The sequence below is a fragment of the Mesorhizobium sp. M1D.F.Ca.ET.043.01.1.1 genome, assembly GCF_003952385.1.
Classification (GTDB): Bacteria; Pseudomonadota; Alphaproteobacteria; order Rhizobiales; family Rhizobiaceae; genus Mesorhizobium.
The window spans coordinates 3,148,088-3,167,866 of the sequence record NZ_CP034444.1 but is presented as its reverse complement, the minus strand read 5'-3'; the positions used below and the strand labels follow the sequence as shown (position 1 = coordinate 3,167,866).

20 protein-coding genes are annotated in these 19,779 nt (G+C 65.2%); 9 read left to right on the top strand and 11 right to left on the bottom strand.

Annotated elements, in window-relative coordinates; all coding sequences use genetic code 11:
• Window positions 1-10: 10 nt before the first annotated feature.
• From iolE to EJ067_RS15320, 7 genes are all read left to right on the top strand, one after another.
• Window positions 11-928: a myo-inosose-2 dehydratase gene (gene iolE, locus EJ067_RS15350; RefSeq protein WP_126086493.1), complete on the top strand. Its 918-nt coding sequence runs from the start codon at window positions 11-13 to the stop codon at window positions 926-928.
• Window positions 929-992: 64 nt separating this feature from the next.
• The gene (locus EJ067_RS15345) at window positions 993-1,205 is read left to right on the top strand and encodes a DUF3329 domain-containing protein (protein WP_126086492.1); all 213 of its coding nucleotides are present in this window, start codon (window positions 993-995) and stop codon (window positions 1,203-1,205) included.
• Window positions 1,206-1,220: 15 nt separating this feature from the next.
• Window positions 1,221-2,033 carry a 5-deoxy-glucuronate isomerase gene (iolB, locus tag EJ067_RS15340; protein ID WP_126086491.1) on the top strand — a complete coding sequence of 271 codons (813 nt, stop codon included), beginning with the start codon at window positions 1,221-1,223 and terminating at the stop codon, window positions 2,031-2,033.
• Window positions 2,034-2,181: 148 nt separating this feature from the next.
• Complete coding sequence (locus tag EJ067_RS15335; RefSeq protein WP_126086490.1) at window positions 2,182-2,889, top strand: DUF1045 domain-containing protein; 708 nt, start codon at window positions 2,182-2,184, stop codon at window positions 2,887-2,889.
• A gap of 51 nt (window positions 2,890-2,940) precedes the next feature.
• A complete protein-coding gene (locus tag EJ067_RS15330) occupies window positions 2,941-4,080 on the top strand; it encodes an alpha-D-ribose 1-methylphosphonate 5-triphosphate diphosphatase (protein WP_126086489.1) in 1,140 nt (379 codons plus the stop codon).
• Complete coding sequence (phnN, locus tag EJ067_RS15325; RefSeq protein ID WP_189510628.1) at window positions 4,077-4,703, top strand: phosphonate metabolism protein/1,5-bisphosphokinase (PRPP-forming) PhnN; 627 nt, start codon at window positions 4,077-4,079, stop codon at window positions 4,701-4,703. Before EJ067_RS15330 ends, phnN begins: the two co-directional genes overlap by 4 nt.
• Window positions 4,704-4,909: 206 nt before the next feature.
• Window positions 4,910-5,863, top strand: coding sequence for an IS5 family transposase (locus EJ067_RS15320; RefSeq protein ID WP_126086488.1), 954 nt, complete (start codon window positions 4,910-4,912; stop codon window positions 5,861-5,863).
• Between the two features lie 153 nt (window positions 5,864-6,016).
• Here the strand turns inward: EJ067_RS15320 and EJ067_RS15315 are convergent, their stop codons facing one another.
• From EJ067_RS15315 to EJ067_RS15305, 3 genes are all read right to left on the bottom strand, one after another.
• Window positions 6,017-7,012 (bottom strand): ABC transporter permease, encoded by a 996-nt coding sequence (locus EJ067_RS15315; protein WP_126086487.1) that lies wholly within the window; start codon window positions 7,010-7,012, stop codon window positions 6,017-6,019.
• Complete coding sequence (locus EJ067_RS15310) at window positions 7,009-8,574, bottom strand: sugar ABC transporter ATP-binding protein (RefSeq protein WP_126086486.1); 1,566 nt, start codon at window positions 8,572-8,574, stop codon at window positions 7,009-7,011. Before EJ067_RS15310 ends, EJ067_RS15315 begins: the two co-directional genes overlap by 4 nt.
• A 123-nt stretch (window positions 8,575-8,697) precedes the next feature.
• The gene (locus EJ067_RS15305; protein ID WP_126086485.1) at window positions 8,698-9,660 is read right to left on the bottom strand and encodes a sugar-binding protein; all 963 of its coding nucleotides are present in this window, start codon (window positions 9,658-9,660) and stop codon (window positions 8,698-8,700) included.
• 598 nt (window positions 9,661-10,258) lie between these two features.
• Between EJ067_RS15305 and EJ067_RS15300 the strand changes: the two genes are divergently transcribed.
• Together EJ067_RS15300 and EJ067_RS15295 are read left to right on the top strand one after the other, a co-directional pair.
• Entirely contained in the window at window positions 10,259-11,374 is a 1,116-nt protein-coding gene (locus EJ067_RS15300) for a LacI family DNA-binding transcriptional regulator (RefSeq protein ID WP_189510625.1), read from the top strand.
• Between the two features lie 140 nt (window positions 11,375-11,514).
• Complete coding sequence (locus tag EJ067_RS15295; RefSeq protein WP_126086484.1) at window positions 11,515-12,315, top strand: class I SAM-dependent methyltransferase; 801 nt, start codon at window positions 11,515-11,517, stop codon at window positions 12,313-12,315.
• Between the two features lie 89 nt (window positions 12,316-12,404).
• On the opposite strand, the gene EJ067_RS15290 is transcribed toward EJ067_RS15295, so the two are convergent.
• The 8 genes from EJ067_RS15290 to EJ067_RS15255 all read right to left on the bottom strand — a co-directional run bounded on the left by EJ067_RS15290 (window position 12,405) and on the right by EJ067_RS15255 (window position 19,776).
• Window positions 12,405-13,353, bottom strand: a protein-coding gene (locus EJ067_RS15290; protein ID WP_126086483.1) for an IS630 family transposase whose coding sequence is annotated in 2 segments (ribosomal slippage) — window positions 12,405-13,016 and window positions 13,018-13,353 — 948 coding nt in all. Because the reading frame shifts where the segments join, the coding sequence is not laid out codon by codon here.
• A 74-nt stretch (window positions 13,354-13,427) separates the two neighbouring features.
• Window positions 13,428-13,625, bottom strand: coding sequence for a hypothetical protein (locus tag EJ067_RS15285; protein ID WP_126086482.1), 198 nt, complete (start codon window positions 13,623-13,625; stop codon window positions 13,428-13,430).
• Complete coding sequence (locus tag EJ067_RS15280; protein WP_126086481.1) at window positions 13,622-14,560, bottom strand: sugar phosphate isomerase/epimerase; 939 nt, start codon at window positions 14,558-14,560, stop codon at window positions 13,622-13,624. Before EJ067_RS15280 ends, EJ067_RS15285 begins: the two co-directional genes overlap by 4 nt.
• 30 nt (window positions 14,561-14,590) lie before the next feature.
• Entirely contained in the window at window positions 14,591-15,583 is a 993-nt protein-coding gene (iolG, locus tag EJ067_RS15275) for an inositol 2-dehydrogenase (RefSeq protein ID WP_126086480.1), read from the bottom strand.
• A 65-nt stretch (window positions 15,584-15,648) separates the two neighbouring features.
• On the bottom strand, window positions 15,649-16,467 hold the full coding sequence (locus EJ067_RS15270) for a carbohydrate ABC transporter permease (RefSeq protein ID WP_126086479.1): 819 nt from the start codon (window positions 16,465-16,467) through the stop codon (window positions 15,649-15,651).
• Window positions 16,464-17,369 carry a sugar ABC transporter permease gene (locus EJ067_RS15265; RefSeq protein ID WP_189510622.1) on the bottom strand — a complete coding sequence of 302 codons (906 nt, stop codon included), beginning with the start codon at window positions 17,367-17,369 and terminating at the stop codon, window positions 16,464-16,466. Before EJ067_RS15265 ends, EJ067_RS15270 begins: the two co-directional genes overlap by 4 nt.
• A complete protein-coding gene (locus EJ067_RS15260; RefSeq protein ID WP_126086477.1) occupies window positions 17,369-18,682 on the bottom strand; it encodes an extracellular solute-binding protein in 1,314 nt (437 codons plus the stop codon). The genes EJ067_RS15265 and EJ067_RS15260 overlap by 1 nt, the downstream gene beginning before the upstream one ends.
• Window positions 18,679-19,776: an ABC transporter ATP-binding protein gene (locus EJ067_RS15255; protein WP_126086476.1), complete on the bottom strand. Its 1,098-nt coding sequence runs from the start codon at window positions 19,774-19,776 to the stop codon at window positions 18,679-18,681. The genes EJ067_RS15260 and EJ067_RS15255 overlap by 4 nt, the downstream gene beginning before the upstream one ends.
• Between the last annotated feature and the right edge of the window lie 3 nt (window positions 19,777-19,779).

Sequence of the window (19,779 nt, the reverse complement as noted above, 5' to 3'; positions counted from 1 at the left end):
GAGTGACGACTTGAAAGCCAAACTGGGCATGTCCCCCATCGCGTGGTGGAACGACGATCTCGTGGAATTGAGCGATGACGTGTCGCTGGAGGAGTGTCTTCGACAGTCGCGGTCGGCCGGCTTCACCGGCATGGAGATGGGCCGCCGCTTCCCCAACGACCCGAAGGTGATGCTGCCGATCCTGAAGGAGGCCGACGTTACGCTCTGCGGTGGCTGGTTCTCCGGCACGCTGGTCAATGAGGACCTGGCGAAGAACAAGGATCGCATCCAGCCGATGATCGACCTGTTCAAGGCGGTCAACGCGCCCTGCATCGTCTATGGCGAGGTCGGCCGCTCCATCCAGGGCGACCGCTCCAAGCCTCTGGCCACCAAGCCGAAGCTCGCCGAGGACGAGATGAAGGCCTATGGCCGGCGCGTCACCGAATTCGGCGAATGGTGCGCCGACCAGGGCATGCCGCTCTCCTACCACCATCACATGGCCGCTGTCGTCGAGACCGAGCCCGAGCTCGACGCCTTCATGCGCCATTCCGGCGAAGGCATCCCGCTGCTGCTCGATGCCGGCCATCTCGCTTTCGCCGGCGGCGATGTGCTGCGCGCCATCGACAACCACCACAAGCGCATCAACCACGTCCATGTGAAGGACGTGCGCATGGGCGTGATCGACGGTCTCGACCGCACCAAACAGTCCTTCCTCGATGCCGTGGCGCTCGGCGCCTTCACCGTGCCTGGCGACGGCTCGCTCGATTTCGGCGCCATCGTCCAGCGCTTCGCCGACTACGGCTATGAAGGCTGGTTCGTGGTCGAGGCCGAGCAGGATCCGAAGAAGAACCCGCCTCTGAAGATGGCGCAGGTCGGTCACAAGGAGCTGATGCGGGTGATGACGGCCGCCGGCTACACGGTGGAGACGCAAGGTTTTCCGAATGCCTGAACGGTGGATTAGCCTGGGCGCTCGGGTTATCTGATGCGCTTTGGGCAAATCCTGGATTGGCGCGATGAAAGACTATGAGCATCCCTTCTTCCGGCCGTTGTGGCGACGCATCGCTGTCGTCGCCGTCTGCCTTGTCTGGTCGGTGATCGAGTTCGCCTCCGGCACGCCGTTCTGGGGCGTCATCGCGCTCGGCTTCGCCGGTTACGCCGTGTGGCAGTTTTTCTACCTCTACAAGCCGGCTGAGGAGAACAAACCGCCGGCCGAGCCGAAGGAATGATCTAAGGAGATCCGAATGTCGAAACTGCTCGTCAAGGCCGACAGGGGCCACGGCCATGTCGCCCACGTCACGCCGCAAAGCGCCGGCTGGACTTATGTGGGTTTCGATCTCCACCGCTTGCGGCCGGGCGAGACGGCGTCCGGCAAGACGGGCGAGCGCGAGGTCTGCCTGGTCTTCGTCACCGGCAAGGGCAAGGCGTCGGCCGGCGGCAAGGATCTCGGCCTGCTTGGCGAGCGCATGTCGCCCTTCGAGGGCAAGCCCTGGTCGGTCTACGTACCGCAAGGCTCCGACTGGTCGGTGACCGCCGACACCGGGCTGGAGCTCGCCGTCTGCTCGGCGCCCGGCCTTGGCGGCGGCCTGCCGGTTCGCGTCATCGGTCCGGACGATCTCGGCCAGGAAGTGCGCGGCAAGGGCACCAACACGCGCTACGTCACCAACATCCTGCCCGAGGGCAAGCCGGCCGACTCGCTGCTGGTGGTCGAGGTCATCACGCCCGGCGGCCATACCTCCAGCTATCCGCCGCACAAGCACGACCAGGACAATCTCCCCGCCGAATCCTATCTCGAGGAGACCTACTACCATCGCCTCAACCCGCCGCAAGGTTTTGCCTTCCAACGCGTCTACACGGACGCCGACAGGAACGGTGTGCGCGACCTCGACGAGGCTATGGCGATCGAGGATGGCGATGTCGTGCTGGTGCCCAAGGGCTACCACCCCTGCGCGGCCTGCCACGGCTATGATCTCTACTATCTCAACGTCATGGCCGGCCCGAAGCGGACCTGGAAATTCCACAACGCGGCCGAGCATGAGTGGCTGATGAAGGCCTGAGGTTTCCCGGCGCGCTCAACCCGTTGGTCCAGTTCGGAAAAATCGTCGGCTAAGGACCGGCAGGGTCTGTTTGCCTTCGAAAACCCATGAAAGCTTCGTCAATCCGTCATGGAAATCACCTATGGCAGCGGGCTGACGAGGTTTTCTCATGCGCTACGCCATCTACTACACCCCACGGCAGGACGAGCCGCTGGCGCGCATCGCCGCCAATTGGCTGGGCCGCGACCCGTTCGGCGCGGCGACGCGGCCGGTCGAGGCGGTGGCCGAGCTGTCGGCGGCGGAAGTTGCCTTCCACACGGCCTCGGCGCGGCGCTACGGGTTTCATGCGACGCTGAAGGCGCCGTTCCGGCTGGCTGGGAGCGAGACGGAAGCCTCGCTGCGTGCCGCGCTCGACAGCTTTGCCGAAGCGACCCAGCCCGTCATCATCCCGCGCCTCGTCGTCGGCCAGATCGACGGTTTTTTCGCGCTGGTGCCGGAAGCGCCGGTGCCGGCGCTCAACCGCTTCGCCGGCGATGTCGTGCTGGCCTTCGACCGCTTTCGGGCGCCATTGACGGAAGCCGAGATCGAGCGGCGCAGCCCCGACTCGCTGAAGCCGCAGGAATTCCGCAATCTGTGCCAGTGGGGCTATCCTTACGTCTTCGAGACGTTCCGCTTCCACATGACGCTCTCCGGGCGCGTCGGGCCACAGGAAAGCCCGCGTCTTCGTGCCGCGATCGACAGCCTGTTCGCCGACGTGCTGCAGCGTCCGGTGCCGGTGGATGCGCTGACTTTGTTTGTCGAAACCGAACCGGGCGCCCCGTTCATGGTGCTCTCCCACCATGCGCTTGGCCGCCGCCCGGCCAGAAAAACCGCGTGACCGCCCTATGTACCGCCCAACGTATGATCGCTTGAGACAGGACTGCCTGAAATGACCGCCGAAACCGTCCTCACGAATGCCCGCATCGTGCTGCCCGATGAAATCGTCGAGGGCTCGCTGCTGCTGCGCGATGGCCTGATCGCCGCGATCGAGCCGGGCGCGGCGCGCGGCGGCAAGGACATGGGCGGCGACTACATCATCCCGGGCCTCGTCGAGCTCCACACCGACCATCTCGAAGGCCACTATGCGCCGCGTCCGAAAGTGCGCTGGAACCCGATCGCCGCCGTGCTCGCCCACGATGCGCAGGTCGCGACCGCCGGCATCACCACGGTGCTCGATGCCTTGCGCGTCGGCATGGACGAGGATGCCGACCTGAAGTCCGACGACGTCCGCAAGCTCGCCGACGCCATCGAGGACAGCGTCAGGCAGGATCGGCTGAGGGCCGACCATTTCATCCATCTGCGCTGCGAGGTCTCGGCCCCGGACTGTCTCGAGGCCTTCGCCAATTTCGAGACCGACGACCGCGTGAAGCTCGCCTCGCTGATGGACCATGCGCCCGGACAGCGCCAGTTCGTCAACCTCGAGACCTATGCCTATTACTACCAGCGCAAGCTCAAGCTGACCGACCGCGACTTCCAGAAATTCTGCGAGAAGCGGATGGCGGAATCGGCAAGGAATTCAGGCCCCAACCGCGTCTTCATCGCCGCCGCCTGCCAGGAGCGCGGCATCGTCCTTGCCAGCCATGACGATGCGACCGCCGGCCACGTCGACGAAGCCGTGGAGCAGGGCGTGCGCGTCGCCGAATTCCCGACCACCGAGGAGGCGGCAAGGGCCTCGAAGGCGGCCGGCCTCGGCGTGCTCATGGGTGCGCCCAACGTCATGCGCGGTTCCTCGCATTCGGGCAATGTCTCGGCCAGGGCGCTGGCAGGCGACGGCCTGCTCGACATCCTGTCGTCCGACTACATCCCCTTCAGCCTGATCCAGTCGGCCTTCTTCCTCGGCGACGTCGTCGAAGGCATCTCGCTGCCGCAGGCGGTCGCCATGGTCTCGAAGAACCCGGCCGACGCCGTCGGCCTCACCGATCGCGGCGTCATCGAGCCCGGCCGGCGCGCCGACCTCGTGCGCGTGCGCGTCGACGAGCACGTGCCGGTCGTGCGCACCGTCTGGCGCCAGGGCAAGCGTGTCGCATGATGGTTTCGGCGTTGATCGAACGCGAGCTGACCGAGACCCTTCCGATCCGCAACGGCGTCTTCGTCGCGGTTGTCGGCCCAAGCGGCGCCGGCAAGGACACGGTGATCGGCTATGCCAAGGCGCGCTTTGCCGACGAGACGCGCCTGGAATTCGTGCGTCGCGTCATCACCCGGCCGAGCGATTCGGCGAGCGAGGACCACGACACGCTGGCCGATGCCGCCTTCGCCGAGGCGGAGGCCGACGGCGCCTTCGCCATTTGCTGGGACGCCCATGGCCTGCGCTATGGCCTGCCGGCCGACGTCGACTGGGCGGTCGCCAACGGTCATGTGGCCGTGGCGAATGTCTCGCGCGCGGTCATCCCGGGGCTGCGCGAGCGCTATGCCAATCTGGCGGTGGTCGAGATCACCGCGACGCCGGAAATCCTCGCCGAGCGGCTGGCGGCGCGCGGCCGCGAATCGCGCGGCGAGGTGCTGGCGCGTCTGGCGCGCAGCACCAGCGTGACGCTTTCCGGGCCGGACGTCACCTCGATCGACAACAGCGGCGCCAGGGAGATTGCCGGCGAGCGCTTCGTGGATGTGCTGCGCAAGGCGATGGCGTTTTCGGACCTGTCGAGCATGATTTAGCGTCTCTCTTTCTCCTTCTCCCCTTGTGGGAGAAGGTGGATCGGCGCGCAGCGCCGAGACGGATGAGGGGTGTTGGACGGATCGCCGTCGTTGCCAAGCTGGAGCACCCCTCATCCGTCGCCTTCGGCGACACCTTCTCCCACAAGGGGCCTGTTGCGTAATTGGCTGGTTGTGATTCTCTGAGTTGGAACTCGGAGGGAATCGCGATGGCGGTGAAGCGGACGGGTCAGTTGAGCCTGGCGGAAGCATTTCTGGGCCAGAAGCTTGCTGGTGGATCCTCGCCGCTCGATCGGCTGTCCGGTCTGGTGAAGTGGTATCGCTTCGAGAAGCTGCTCAACCCGCTACGCGATGGCGGCCCGGGACGTGCGGCTTGGCCTCCGCTGGTTCTGTTCAAAGCACTGCTGCTGCAATCGCTCTATGGCTTGTCGGATCGCGAGCTGGAGGAGGCGCTCGGCGACCGGCTGTCATTCCGGCGCTTTGTCGGGCTTGGCCTTGAGGAGAGCATTCCCGATCACTCAGTGCTGTCGCGCTTCCGCAACCTGCTTGTCGGCGAAGGGCTGATGGAAAGGCTGTTTGGCGAACTGGACCGGCAGTTGGAGAAGGTCGGCGTAATCCTGAAGCGCGGCACGATGCTGGATGCGACGCTGATCGATGCGGTCTCGGCGCCGCCGACAGCCGAGCGGCCCTCGAAGGATGCCGATGCCCGTCCCGTGTGGCGGGGCAAGGGCGGCTTTACCTTCGGCTACAAGGCCCATGTTGGGGTCGACGAGGGCTCTGGTCTGATCCGCACGGTGATCACCACGCCGGCCAACGTCAACGACACGGTAATGGCCGATCACTTGATCCGAGGCGACGAGAAGACGGTGTGGGCGGATGCCGCCTATGACACGCATGCCCGGCGTGCTCGGCTCAAGGCCGAGGGCAGGAAGCCGCGCATTGCCCGCCGCCCCAATAAGCACCATTCGCTGCCCGAGCGGCTCAAGCGCTACAATCGCCTGATCGCACGACGGCGGGCGGCGGTGGAGACGACCTTCGCCACGCTTAAGAACCGCATGAAACTGACCACAATCCGCTATGTCGGATTGGCCAAGGCCGCAGCCCAGGTGACACTTGCCGCGATCGCTTTCAACATGCGCCGATGGGCGGCAATCACAGGATAGGTGCGCCTAGCATCCAGCCTAAGGCCGCCCGCCACCATCAAACTCCACCCCAAAAGCCAAAAATGAGCGAGACCTCACGGGCCAAACCGCCTCGCGGGTCTGTTCGCGCTAACTGCGCAACAGGCCCACAAGGGGAGAAGGGGAGGTCATTGGCTACTCCGCCGGTGCGCCGGCGACGTTCCGGCGCGTCGCTTCCAGCATCCGGCGCCGGGCGCGGAACACGCTCCATTGCTGGTCGACCAGCACGCCGATCAGGATCACCCCGCCCATCACCGCGAAGTTGAGCGAGGAGGGGATGCCGAGCAGGTTGACCAGGTTCTGCAGCTCCTGCAGCAGCACGGTGCCTAAGAGGACGCCGACCAGCGAGCCCTCGCCGCCGCGCAGCGAGAAGCCGCCGAGCACCGCCGCGGCGATCGCGTAGAGCTCGTAGAACTGGCCGTGGCTGGCCGGCGAGATCGAGCGCGTATACATGGCGAAATAGATCGCCGACAGCGCCGTCAGCACGCCGCAGATGACATAGGCCGCGATCACGACGCGCCCGGTGCGGATGCCCGAATATTTCGCCGCTTCCTCGTTCTTGCCGATGGCATAGAGATAGCGGCCGAACACCGAGCGGTGCAGCACCACCCACATGACGATGGCGATGACGATCAGCGCGATGAAGCTGTTCGGCACGCCCCAGGAACGGCCCGCGGTCAGGAATTCGAGCTCGGGGAAATTCTGGCCGAAGGCGAAGCCCGCCGTGCCGTCGGCGGTGTAGAAGCGCGCCACGCCGCGATAGATCAAGAGGCCGCAGAGCGTCACCACGAAGGGCTGCATCTTCAGCCGCGTGATCAGCCAGCCATGCACGAAGCCGATGATGGCGCCGAGCACGATGATCAGCGCGAAGGCCAGCGGCCAGTCCATCTCGCGCACGGCGATGAAGTCGATGAACAGCGTGCCGAGCAGCGCCACCAGCGAACCGACCGAAAGCTCGATGCCGCCGGTGATGATGACGAAGGCCTGGCCGATGGAGAGGATGCCGAACAGGCCGATCAGGTTGGAGGTGTTGGCAAGGTTGATCGGCAAAAGGAAGCGCGGGTTGATGGCCGTCACCACCGCGCCGACCACCAGGATCAGGATCAGCAGGCCGAGGTCTTTCTTGCTCATTGCGCTCCTCCAGCGGCATGCGCCAGCTTCGGCTTCTTGCCCACCGCCAGCAAAAGCACGTTCTCCTGGCTGAAATCGTCCCGGTCGAGAATGCCGGAGATCTGCCCCTCATGCATGACCGCGATACGGTCCGAGACGCCGATCACCTCTTCCATGTCGCTGGAGATCATCAGCACCGCGACGCCTGCGTCGGCAAGCGACCGCATCAGCCCGTAGATCTCGGCCTTGGCGCCGATATCGATGCCGCGCGTCGGCTCGTCGAGGATCATCACCTTGGGGTTCATCGCCAGCCACTTGGCCAAAACCACTTTCTGCTGATTGCCGCCTGACAGCGTGCCGGTGCGGGTCAGGACCGACGGCGCCTTGATGCCGAGGTCTTTCTTCTGCTTCTCCGCGGTGGCGAGTTCGGCGCTGACCGACACCAGCGAGCGCTTCGCATGCGCCGGCAGATTGGGCAGCGAAATGTTCTCGGCAATCGAGAGGTCGAGCAGGATGCCGGTCAGCTTGCGGTCTTCCGGCACCAGGAAGATGCCGCTCGCCACCGCATCGGCGGCCGATCCGACATCGAGCGCCTTGCCGTCCAGCGCAACGCTGCCGCCGAGCCGTTCGTCGATGCCGAACAGCACGCGCGCGAGCTCCGTGCGGCCGGAGCCGACGAGCCCGGCGAGGCCGAGGATCTCGCCGCGTCGAAGGTCCAGGCTGACCGGATGATCAGGATAGGCTGCGGTGCGCACGGCATTTGCGGAGAGCGCGACGCCGCCCGGCGCGCGCCCGGCCTCAGCGGCTTTCTCACGCTCCTTCAGCATGCGCCCGATCATCAGCTTGACCATCTGGTCGTGGTTGATCTCGCTCTTGGGCAGCGTGCCGGCAAGCATGCCGTCGCGCAGCACCACGACGCGGTCGGCGACGCGCTCGACTTCGTGCAGGCGGTGCGAGATGAAGATGACGCTGATGCCTTCCGACCGCAGCCCCTTGATGACGTCGAGCAGCTTTTCGGTTTCGGCGATCGGCAGGCTGGAGGTGGGCTCGTCGAGGATCACCAGCCGCGCCCTGATCGACAGCGCCTTGGCGATCTCGACCATCTGCTGCTGCGCGAGCGACAGTGATGCGACCGGCGCATCGGCCGAGAAATTGGCGCCGACGCGCTTCAACAGCGGGGCCGCCATCTGCCGCAGCTTCGCGCGGTCGACCAGCCGCAGCGGGCCGGCCTTCAGCGGCTCGCGGCCGAAGAAGATGTTGGCGGCGACATCGAGGTTTTCGAACAGGTTGAGCTCCTGATGCACGAAGGCGATGCCGGAGCCGATGCTGGCTTCCACGGTCAGCCCGTCATGCGCGATGCCGTCGACCGTCACGGTACCGCTGTCCGGCCGCGTCACGCCGCCGAGGATCTTCATCAGGGTCGATTTGCCGGCGCCGTTCTCGCCGACCAGGCCGATTACCTCGCCGGGCCTGACCTCAATGGAGAACCCGTCCAGCGCCACGACGCCCGGATATGTCTTGCGCACGGCCTCGAGGCTCAGGAACGGAGCGGATTGAACAATGGATGGGTCGGAATAGTTCATCACGCCATGGTTGATCAAGCTTGGCAGCGGCCGGTGGGCAACAGACTGGCGGGCCGCGTGCGGCCCGTCAATACGGGCGCCGGCTCAAGGTGGATCCCTGAGCCGGCGCAACTGATCTCGCGCTTACTTGCCGGCCATCGCCTTCAGATCGGCGGCATAGGCGTCGACATCGTCCTTGCCGATGATCTTGGTCGGCACGATGATCAGGCCGTTCTCCGGAATGCCCGACTTGTCGCCCTTGAGATAGGAAGCCATCAGCTTCATGCCCTGATAGGCCCATTCGAACGGCTGCTGCACGACCGTCGCGGCGACCGTGCCTTCCTTGACGCCGCCCAGCGTGATCGGATCGTCGTCGAAGCCGACGACGGTGATCGAGCCCAGCTTGCCGGCGTCGCGCAGCGCTTCATAGATGCGCGGCGTGTTGTAGGAGTAGAAGCCGACCATGCAGGTGATGTCGGGGCTGGCGACCAGCGCGTCCTCGACATTCTTCTTGGCGCGCGCCTGGTCGATGTCGTCGCCGCGCACGTCGACCAGCTCGATCTTGCTGCCGGCGAGCCCGTCCTTCATGCCCTGGATGCGTTCCTTGGCGTTGTCGGCGCCGAGCAGGCCGACGAAGCCCAGGCATTTGCCGCCGTCCGGCATCGCCTTCTTGGCGATCTCGGCCGCCTGCTTGCCGGCGTCGACGTTGGATGAGCCGATATAGGCGACGCGCTTGGTCTGCGGCGCGTCGCTGTCGGTGGTGAACAGCGCCGTCTGGGAAGCGATCTTGTTGAGCCCGTCGGTCGAGGTCTTGGGGTCGACGGCCGACACCATGATGCCCTTGACGCCGGCCGTCACCAGATCGTCCATCAGTCGCTGCTGGATGGCGACCGACGACTGCTCAGGGTATTTCAGCTCGAGATTGTAGTCGGGCAGTTCGCCCTGCGCCTTCTTCACGCCGGCTTCCGCCGCCTTCCAGAAGTCTGACGCGCCGTTGACGACAAAGGCCAGCGTCGGCTTGTCGTCGGCGCGCACGGTCGCGCTCGCCGACAGGCCGAGGGCCAGGGCCGCCGCGGCGACGGATGCGTTACGGATCATGGATTTCATGGTTCAACCTCCCTTTTGAAACTCATCGCTGATGTGTCGGCTGCGGCCTGGACGCCCTCCTCCTCAAGGGGCTTGCCCAAGGTCTGGCAACTTAAGAACGGCGCCAATCCAGCCGCGACCAAGACACTAGACACAGATTTGGCGTTCGTAAATAGTCCGATTTGTCTGACATTTTCGTGAAAACGAGACTGCCCTTTCGACGGCATTCCTCCGACCGGCGCTCGCCCGCTCCACCGCCGCGATCGGCCGGAAGGCCCGGCCACGCTGCGGCGAGTTGACAATAGAACGCTTAGGGATATTAGTAAAGAGTATTAGTTGCGGGCGCCCAGGCGCGCGTTTTCACAGAGCGCGAAGAGACAAGCCGCCAGTTGGCAAGGGAGGAATGGCAGCGGCGGCATCGTGCCAAAATTCGGCGAAATTGTCAGCTTTGCTGACCTTTTCAGGCTGTTTCGTCGACATGTGATGTGGCTGGCGCCGACGCTGTCGGGCATGATAATCGTTATAATCAGGGCGCGGTTCCCATAAACACGCCGCGCCGGAGCATCTTGTTGTTGTCGCCGGCCTTTGCTTAACAGCCGACAAGGTTTGGGAAACGAACATGAGTGAACCGACGGAACTGCGCGATCCCCCGGAAGCCTCCAGGCGCCGCAAGCCGTCCGCCAAGCCCAAGGGTCGTGTCACCATGACCGACATCGCTCGGGCCGCCGGCTGCTCGCAGGCGACTGTCTCGTTCGTGCTCAACAATTCGCCCGGCATCAGGCTGTCGCAGCAGACGCGCGATCGGGTGATCGAAGCGGCCAGAGCGCTCGGCTACTCGCCGCCGGTCTTCTCCGCCCTGCGTCCGCCGGTGACGCCGTTCGAAGGCCTGGACGGCGTCATCGGCTTTGCCGTCGACCAGCTCGCCACCAGCCCGGAGGCGGTGGTCGCCATCGAGGGCGCGCGCCAGGCCTCGTGGAACGCCGGCAACGTGCTGCTGGTCGCGCAGACCATGGGCGATGCCGTCATGGAGCCGCGCGCTATTTCAGCGCTGACACGCCGCGGCATCTCGGCGCTGATCTACATGACCATCTTCACCCGCGAGATCGTCGCGCCCGAGTTCCTCTACAGCCTCGATATCCCGGTCATCCTGCTCAACTGCTACACCGCCGACTATGCCTTCCCGGCCGTCGTGCCTTCCGAGATCGCCGGTGGCCAGAGTTCCACCCGGCATCTCATCAGCCACGGCCACCGCCGCATCGCCACCATCACCGGCGAGCCGTGGATGCAGGCGGCGCAAGACCGGCTGAAAGGCTATCGCCGCGCCTTGGCCACCGCCGACATCCCCTTCGATCCCGAGCTGGTGGTCGAGGGCGACTGGTCGGCCAGCGCCGGCTATGCCGCGACCGTCAAGTTGCTTGCCCTGAAGGACCGCCCGACCGCCATCTTCTGCCAGAACGACCGCACCGCGATCGGCTGCTACGAGGCGCTGAAGGAAGCCGGCCTGCATATCCCCGAGGATATTTCCGTGGTCGGCTATGACGACGAGGAGATCGCCCGCCACCTCTTCCCGCCGCTGACGACCTCGATCCTGCCGCATCTGGCGATGGGCCAATGGGCAATCGAGCAGTTGGAGACGCCGATGACATCCGGCCACGGCCGCTACCCCATCACCAAGCTGGAATGCCCGCTGGTGGAAAGGGAGAGCGTGGCGGCAGTGCGGGACGCTCCAGGATGAAATCCCGCAAGGATCGCCGCGAGGCTCTGTATTGACAGGCGCCGGCGCGTGCGCCGCTATCCTTGTCCGATGCGATTGCTTCGCGCCTTGGCAGCAATGCCGTCGAGGCTTAGCTTGGGCTTATAAGCAGGGAGGCCTTGATGACATCGATCTTCACCGTTCACGAAGCGTCCGGTTATGAGCAGCTGATGGGCCGCTGGAGCCGCAGGCTGGCGCCCAAGTTCATCGATTTCGCCGGCTTGGCCGGCGGCGAAAAGATCCTCGACGTCGGATGCGGCACCGGCAGCCTGACCTTCGAGCTGGCGAAGTCCGCCGGCCTCGCCGAAATCCAGGCCATCGACTTCTCTCCGGTCTTCGTCGCGGCGGCGAAGGAGAAGAATACCGATCCGCGCATCACCTTCAGCCAGGCGGACGCCACCGCCCTGCCTTTCGCCGACAAGGCGTTCGATCGCGCGCTGGCGCTGCTGGTGCTTCACTTCGTGCCGGAGGCCGGCAAGGCCGTGGCCGAGATGCGCCGCGTGGTGCGGCCGGGCGGCGTGGTCGCGGCGGTGGTGTGGGATCATCTCGGCGGCATGCCGGGCATGCGCATGATGATCGACACGGTCGCGGCGCTCAGCGAAGGCGGACGCCAAATGCGCAGCCGCTACTGCTTCCAGCCGATGATGCAGCCCGGCGAGATGAAACGGACCTTTGTCGAACAGGGCCTGGCAGACGTCACCGAAACCGAGCTGATGATCCGCATGGATTATGAGAATTTCGACGACTACTGGGCGCCGATCGGCGCCGGCGAAGGCCCGCTCGGCAAATACGTGACCACGCTCGACGGGGCGGAACGGGCGCGCGTCGAAGCGGCGGTCCGCGATGCCTATCAGGCGGGGCGGCCGGATGGGGCGAGGTCGTTCGCCAATGTGGCCTGGGCCTGCAGGGGGATCGTGCCCTGACCTTCAGCCCGATCTGACCTGCGCGAGCACAGCGGCGCGCAAACGACGGAAGTTCGGATAGCCGAGAAGCACCAGCAACCTAGAGCGTTTCAGGTTTTGACGGAAGCGTATCCGGCGTTGTTGAAGTAGTTTGAGCATTCGTCGGGTTCTATGGTGGCGACGAGGTGTCCGATGTGTCGCCAGGTGTCGTCGATGGTTCGCTTCTGGGCAGTTCGCATCCAGTGCTTGATCTTGGCGAAGGCCTGCTCGATCGGGTTGAGATCTGGCGAGTATGGCGGCAGGTACCAGAGCCTGGCGCCTGCGGCGCGGATCATCTGCCGGATGGCTGCCGACTTGTGGGAGCCGAGATTGTCCATGACGACGATGTCGCCCGGCTCAAGCACTGGCACGAGCTGCTGCTCGACATAGGCGCGGAAACACTGGCCGTTGATCGGCCCGTCGAAGACGCAAGGTGCAGTCAGCCGGTCGCAGCGCAGCGCGCCGAGGAAGGTCAGCGTGCGCCAGTGGCCGTATGGAGCCAAGCCGCGCAGGCGTTTGCCCTTCGGCCCCCAACCGCGCAGCGGCGCCATGTTGGTCTTGATCCAGGTTTCGTCGATGAAGACCAACTGCCGTGGGTCGAGACCGGACTGCCAGGAACGCCAGCGTTGTCGCCGTCGCGCGATGTCAGCGCGGGCTTGCTCAAGGGCCAACAGAGTTTTTTTTGAACCGCAAACCCTCGCGCCGCAGGAACTGCCACACCGTATCGTGCGATACCTTCACACCGCGCGCCGCAAGTTCGTCCTTTAGCCGATGCAGCGACAGATGCGGCGTCTGATTGATCCTCTCCACGATGAAGGCCCGGTGCGGCTCCAGAACCCGCTTGCGATGGCCGCCCATCTTGCCGGGCGCGACCGACCCACTCGCTCGATAGCGCTGCGACCACTTCACCGCCGACGACACCGCTATGCCAAAACGAGCCGCAACCGTGCGGCAGCTCTCACCAGCCGCGATCGCCACAACAACACGCTCACGAAGATCATTCGAAAGAGGTCGCGTCATCCGATGCTGGCCTCCGATCCAGCCAGCATCTTGAATCACAAAATCAGCCTCTCCGGAATCCCTCTTCGATTCTGTCAAAAGCTGAACCGCTCTATGGGAAGCCCGGTGGCTTCGGCCATGCCGGCCGCCGTCATGAAGGCAGCATCGGCCCAGCGGCTGCGCAGGAAATCGCCGAGCGAGGGATGCTTGGCGGCCAGTTTCGGCTCGCTGGCCAGCGCGGCGACCAGTGTCGGCGGCGGCGTGGGCTTTCCGGGTCGATCCGCCTGCATCAAGCCAGATTGATGGCGGCGTTGCGCAGCAACGCCACGGATTTGCGCATGCCTTCCAGCGGCGACAGCATCATGTCCTCGTGCTCGATGGAGAGCACGTCGTCGTAGCCGACCTGCTTCAGCGCTATGCAGAACTGCCGCCACCAGGTCTCTCCGTGACCATAGCCCAGCGTGATGTAATTCCAGGCTCGATCGGCATAGTGGTTTGGCGGACGCGCATCGAGTACGCCGTCGATGGCCGCCGGTATCGGTTCGATGCGCGTATCCTTGGCGTGCACATAGTAGATCGCCGAGCCGAGCTTGCGCACGGCGGCAATGGGGTCCGCGCCCATCCACAGCGGGTGGCTCGGATCATAGTTCGCGCCGACCGTTTCGCCGACGGCATCGCGAAGCCGCAACAGTGTCTGGACGTTGTACACGGCCTGATGGCCGTGCAGTTCCAGGCACAATTTGCCTATGCCGAGATTGTTCGCGAATGCAACGAGATCGCGCCAGTAGGGAACGATGCAGTCGTCCCATTGGTAGCGCAGGATGTCGGCGCATTCGGGCGGCCAGTCGGTGATGATCCAGTTGGGGTTGGCATCGCCCGGGCCGCCGGGCAGCCCGGACATCATCACCACGCGGTCGATGCCCATCAGGCTTGCCAGCCGGATCGTGTCCTCGGTCACCTGACGGTGCTTCTTGCCCTGCGGTCCCGGATGCAGCGGGTTGCCCGAGCAGTTGAGCGCCGCGATCGTCAGCCCGTGGTCGCGGACATTGGCGGCGAATTCGGCGCGGGTCGCAGCACTGTCCAGCATGGCTGCGAGATCGATGTGCGGCGCCGACGACCAGTTGCCGCAGGCGAACTCCAGCGTCTCCAGGCCGAGTTCGGCGGAGGCATTCAGCATCTCGTCGAACGAAAGGTTGCCCAGGCTGTCGGTGATCATGCCAATCTTCATTTTCGGGACTCCCGGGTTGAGACCATCCGCTCAGAGCTTCACAGGCTCGAACCTGCCGGATCTGGCTGACGCAAGCGCCGCCTCGCAAAGGATCATGGCCTTGCGGCCGTCGCTGGCGGTGACGGCAGGCTTCCTACCGGTTTCGACGGACGTGATGAAATCATCGATCTCGGCGGCGTAGGACTCCGAATAGCGTTCGACGAAGAAGTAGTAGGGCTTGTCGCGCGAGATGCCTTTGCCGCCGGACATCTCTACGGAGGTCGGCAGCCGGTTTCCGGCAAGCAGCATGCCGTCGGCACCATGCACCTCGATGCGCTGGTCGTAGCCATAGGCGGCCCTGACGCTGTTGTTGATGTGGCACTGCCGGCCGGACGCAGTGCGCAGGATGAACATCGCGGTATCGTAGTCGCCGAGCTTCTTGTATTGCGGCGCCACCAGCGATGAACCGGTGGCAAAGAGCTCGACCGGCTCCTCGCCGAGCAGGTTGCGCGCCATGTCGAAGTCGTGGATGGTCATTTCGCGAAAGACGCCCCCGCCGCCGGCCAGCGCTTCCTCGGTTTCGGGCTCGGGGTCGCGGCTGGTGATGATGACCTGCTCGACGGCGCCGATCTCGCCGGCATCGATGCGTTCCTTCAGCGCCCGGAAGCTCGGATCGAAGCGGCGGTTGAAGCCGATCTGGAACGGCACGCCGGCCTTCTCGACTGCGGCCAGGCACTCGTCCGTGCGCTTGAGGTCGAGATCGATCGGCTTCTCGCAGAAGATCGCCTTGCCATGCGCGGCCGCGGCCATGGCAAGCTCGGCATGCGTGCGCGTCGCCGAGGCGATGAACACCATCTTCACCGACGGATCGTCCATCACGGCCTCGGTGTCGGTGATCTCGGCGCCGACGACGGCGGCGACCTTCTCGGCGGCCTCGCGATTGGGATCGACGATGTAGCGCAGCCGCACCTTCGGGTGACGCGCGAGGTTGCCGGCATGCACCCTTCCGATCAGTCCCACCCCGAACAGACAAACATCCATCATGTGTTCGACTTTCCTATTGGGTCGCGCCTTGGCGGAACGGCCGGTTCATGCTGCCCGGCCGGCATTCATTTCACCGCGCCCATGGTGAGCCCGCGCACCAGATGGCGCTGCACCAGGAGCGCGAAAAAGACGATCGGCAGCGCGCCGATGACGCCGGCCGCCGCCATCGAGGCCCAGTCGGTGTCGATGCGTCCGATGAGCGTGGCCGTGCCGCGCGGCATGGTCATCGCCCTCGGCGTCGCCGTCAGCGCCAGCGCAAAAAGAAATTCGTTGAAGGTGACCAGCACCGCGAAAATCGCGGTTGCCGCCAGCCCGGGTGCTGCCAGCGGCAGCGTGATGCGGCGGAAGGCGCCGAAGCGCGAATCGCCGTCGACCATCGCGGCCTCCTCGAGATCGACGGGGATCTCGCGGAAGAAGCTCTCCATCATCCAGACGCAGAAGGTGACGTTGAAGGCGGTATAGGTGGCGATCAGCCCAAGCCAGGTGTCGAGCAGGCCGAGGCTCAGCATCAAGAGATAGACGGGGATCAGGATGACCACCGGCGGGATGATGCGCAGCGTCAAAAGGAACAGGCCGACCTTGCCCTCCATGGCGAAAGGCAAGCGGAACCTGACGATCGCGTAAGCGCCCATCGCGCCGACGACCAGCGCGATGGCGACGGAGAAGAAGGTCACCACCAGCGAGTTCGTCAGGTAGGAACCGAACTGCTTTTCGGTGAACAGCCGGACGTAATTGTCGAGCGTCGGCACATGCGGGTAGAGCGTGCCTTCCTGCGTGATCTCGCGGTTGGGCTTGAGCGAGGTGGAGACCAGCCAGTAGATCGGCAAAAGGACGACGGCCAGCACGAAGATCGTCGTCAGGATGCGCGCCAGACGGGTGCTCATGACGCGTCGACCCTGCGCAGAAGCCTGATGGCGCTGAAGGCGAGCGCGAGCACGACGAGGCCGATGGTCACGAACAGCGCCGCCGCATACCCGGTCTGCTGGAATTTGAAGGCGGTGTCATAGCCGTAGATTGAAACCAGCCTGGTCGCCTCGCCCGGCCCGCCGCGCGTCAGCACAAAGACCTGGTCGAAGGTGCCGAAGACGTCGATGGTCCTCAGCACGATCGCCACCGCCAGCACCGGCCGCATCATCGGGAAGGTGAGATCGGCAAACACCCGCCACGCGCCCGCGCCGTCGACGCGCGCCGCCTCGAACGGCTCGTGCGGCAGCGACTGCAGCCCGGCGAGCAGGATCAGGAACATCAGCGGCGTCCATTCCCAGACGTCGAGGACGACAAGCCCGATGAAGGCGTTGAGCGGATTGCCGAGGATCTGCACCGGGCCGCCGCCGATTGCTTCGGACAGCGCCGTCAGCATGCCGGCATCGCTGGCGTAGATCAGGCGGAAGACGATGGCGACGACGACCGGCGTGATCACCATCGGGATGATGAGCACCGTCCTGAGCAGGCGGATGCCGCGAAACTCGTGCAGGCAAAACAGCGCCAGCGCGAAGCCGAGCACCGCCTCGAGCGACACCGACAGCGCGACGAACTTCACCGTGACCCAGAGCGAATTCAGGAACTGGGCGTCGCTCCACAGGCGTACATAGTTCTGCAATCCGACATCGGACACCGGCGAGCCGTAGCGGTAGGCCCTGGTGCTGGCCCTGAGACCATCCCAGAGCGGATAGACCAGCACGCCGAGCACGATCATCAGGCCCGGTGCCAGCATGAGGTACGGGAGGGCGAGGTCGAGCCCCGCCCCCTGCAGGCGATACTTGCGTGCCTGCCTCGCGCCTTGCATCAGTAGTAGCCGGCCGTGGTCAGGTAGTCCTTGACCTGTTTGGCCGCCGTGTCCAATGCCGCGCCGCCGCCGGAGCCTGCCTGCAGCGCCTTGTTGAGCTCGATGCCGAGCAGTTCCTCGACCTTCGCCCAGTCCGGCGTGCGCGGCCTTGGCAGCGCGCCGGCGTCGAGCTGCTGCAGGGCGACCGGGATCAGCCGATTGCCGGGCTTGGCGACGCCGAAGGCGGTGCGCTTGACCGGGATCGAGCCCGCTTCCGACAGCTTGGCCTGCGTTTCGGCACTGACGTACCATTTCAGGAACTCGATCGCGTTCGCCTTGTTGGGCGCCGATTTCGGCACGCCGGCGATGAAGATGCCCATCTGCGCGATCGCCTTCTCCTGCTTCGGCACGACGCCGAAATCGAGCTTGCCGGCGACCTTGGTCTGGGCGGGATCGTCGGCCTTCAATGCGTTGCCCGAGTACTGGATGATGGCGCCGGCATCGCCGCCGAGGATCGCCGCGCCCTCCTGGTCGGAGTCGAACTCGACCACGCCGCTCGGCGCGTTCTGCTTCATCGTGCCGACGAAGAAATCGGCCGATGCCTTGCCCTCCGCCGAGTTGAAGATCGGGTTCCACTTGTCGTCGAAGAAGGAGCCGCCAAACGACAGGAAGATCGGATACCAGCTGGTGACGATCGGGTTGCCGGAGACGCCGCGGAAGACGACCGGGTACTTGATCTTTCCGGCCGCCACCCCTTCCTTGCCCTTGGCGATCACCTCGTCCCAGGTCTTCGGCGCGCCGCCGCTGAAGACGTCGTTGCGGTAGGTGAGCGTCTGCAGGTCGCCGACGAAAGGCACGCAGATCAGCGTCGGCTTGGCGCTTTCGAAGCCCTTGACGCGCGGCCCCTGCTGCGGCGGCCAGTAACCCATGTCGATCATCGAGCCGATCCAGTCCTTGTCGGAGCCGTCGATGCCGCCGGCGCCGAGATCCTCGAGCACATTGGCGGCGCCGAACTGCGGCACCCATGGATCGTCGAGCAGGTAGAGGTCATACTGGCCGGCGCCGCTCTGGGCGTCGGCGAACCACTTCTCCAGCGTCACGCCATATTCATCCTCGAGGAACTCGACGTCGAAGCCCTGTTCCTTCGCCAGCGGGATGATCTTCTGCTTGAACGGCGTCAGCCCGCCATCGGCGAAGGCGCCGATGATCACCTTCTTGCCGGCGGCCCTGGCGGGCATGGGCAGGCCGAGCGTGGTGAGGGCCGTGGTGGCCAAAGCCAGGCCGAGCCCGCCCTTGACGACGGAGCGGCGAGTAAGTCTGCTGGAATGCATCATTTCACTCTCCCATTGTTGTTGACCCTGTGGACGGCGGTAAGGCCTGCCGAATTGAAGAAACAGGCGTTCGCCGGGTCGAAGGCGACGCCGATGCCTTCACCGACCGCGCCCCTGAAATCGCGGCCCGCCCGTACCGAGACGTTGCCGCCGTCGAGCCGCACATTGACCAGCGTCTCGTTGCCCATCGGCTCGACGACATAGATTTCGCCGCGCAGCGCGCCCGGTTCGTCTGGCTCGGCGACGCTGCAGTCTTCCGGTCTGAGCCCGATCTCGACGATCTCGGCAAGGCGGCACGCGGTAAGCCGCGTTCGCTCCAACGGCACGATCTTGGCACCGACCATCACACCTTGCTCGCCTGGCGCTGCCGGCAGGATGTTCATCGGCGGATTGCCGACGAAAGTGGCGACGAAGCGGTTCGCCGGACGGTCGTAGATGTCGATGGGCGGCGCCATCTGCTGCAACTCGCCGCCATGCATGACGGCGACCAGGTCGGCCATGGTCAAGGCCTCGACCTGGTCGTGGGTGACATAGATGGTGGTGGCGCTGAGGCGCTGGCAGAGCCGCTTGATCTCGCCGCGCATGGTGAGCCGCAGCCGCGCGTCGAGATTGGATAGCGGTTCGTCCATGAGGAAGGCCGCCGGATCGCGCACGATCGCGCGGGCCAGCGCCACGCGCTGGCGCTGGCCGCCGGAGAGCTGGCGCGGCCGGCGGTCGAGCAGATGGCCGATTTCGAGGATGGCGGCGACCTCGCCGATCTTGGCCTTGCGCCCGGCCTCCGGCGTGCCGCGGATCCACAGCGGATAGCCGATGTTTTCGGCGACCGTCATCTGCGGATAGAGCGCGTAGCTCTGGAAGACCATGGCGATGTCGCGGTCGCGCGGCTGGAGGCGAGTGACGTCGCGCTCGCCGATGAAGACCTTGCCGGCGGTCGGCATGTCCAATCCGGCCAGGATGCGCAGCGCCGTCGTCTTGCCGCAGCCCGACGGGCCGAGCAGCGCGAGGAACTTGTGGTCCGGCACGGCAAGGTCGAGCGATCGCAGCACGTTGAGCGCGCCGAAATTCTTGACCACGCTTCTGTACAGGACCGAACTCATCGC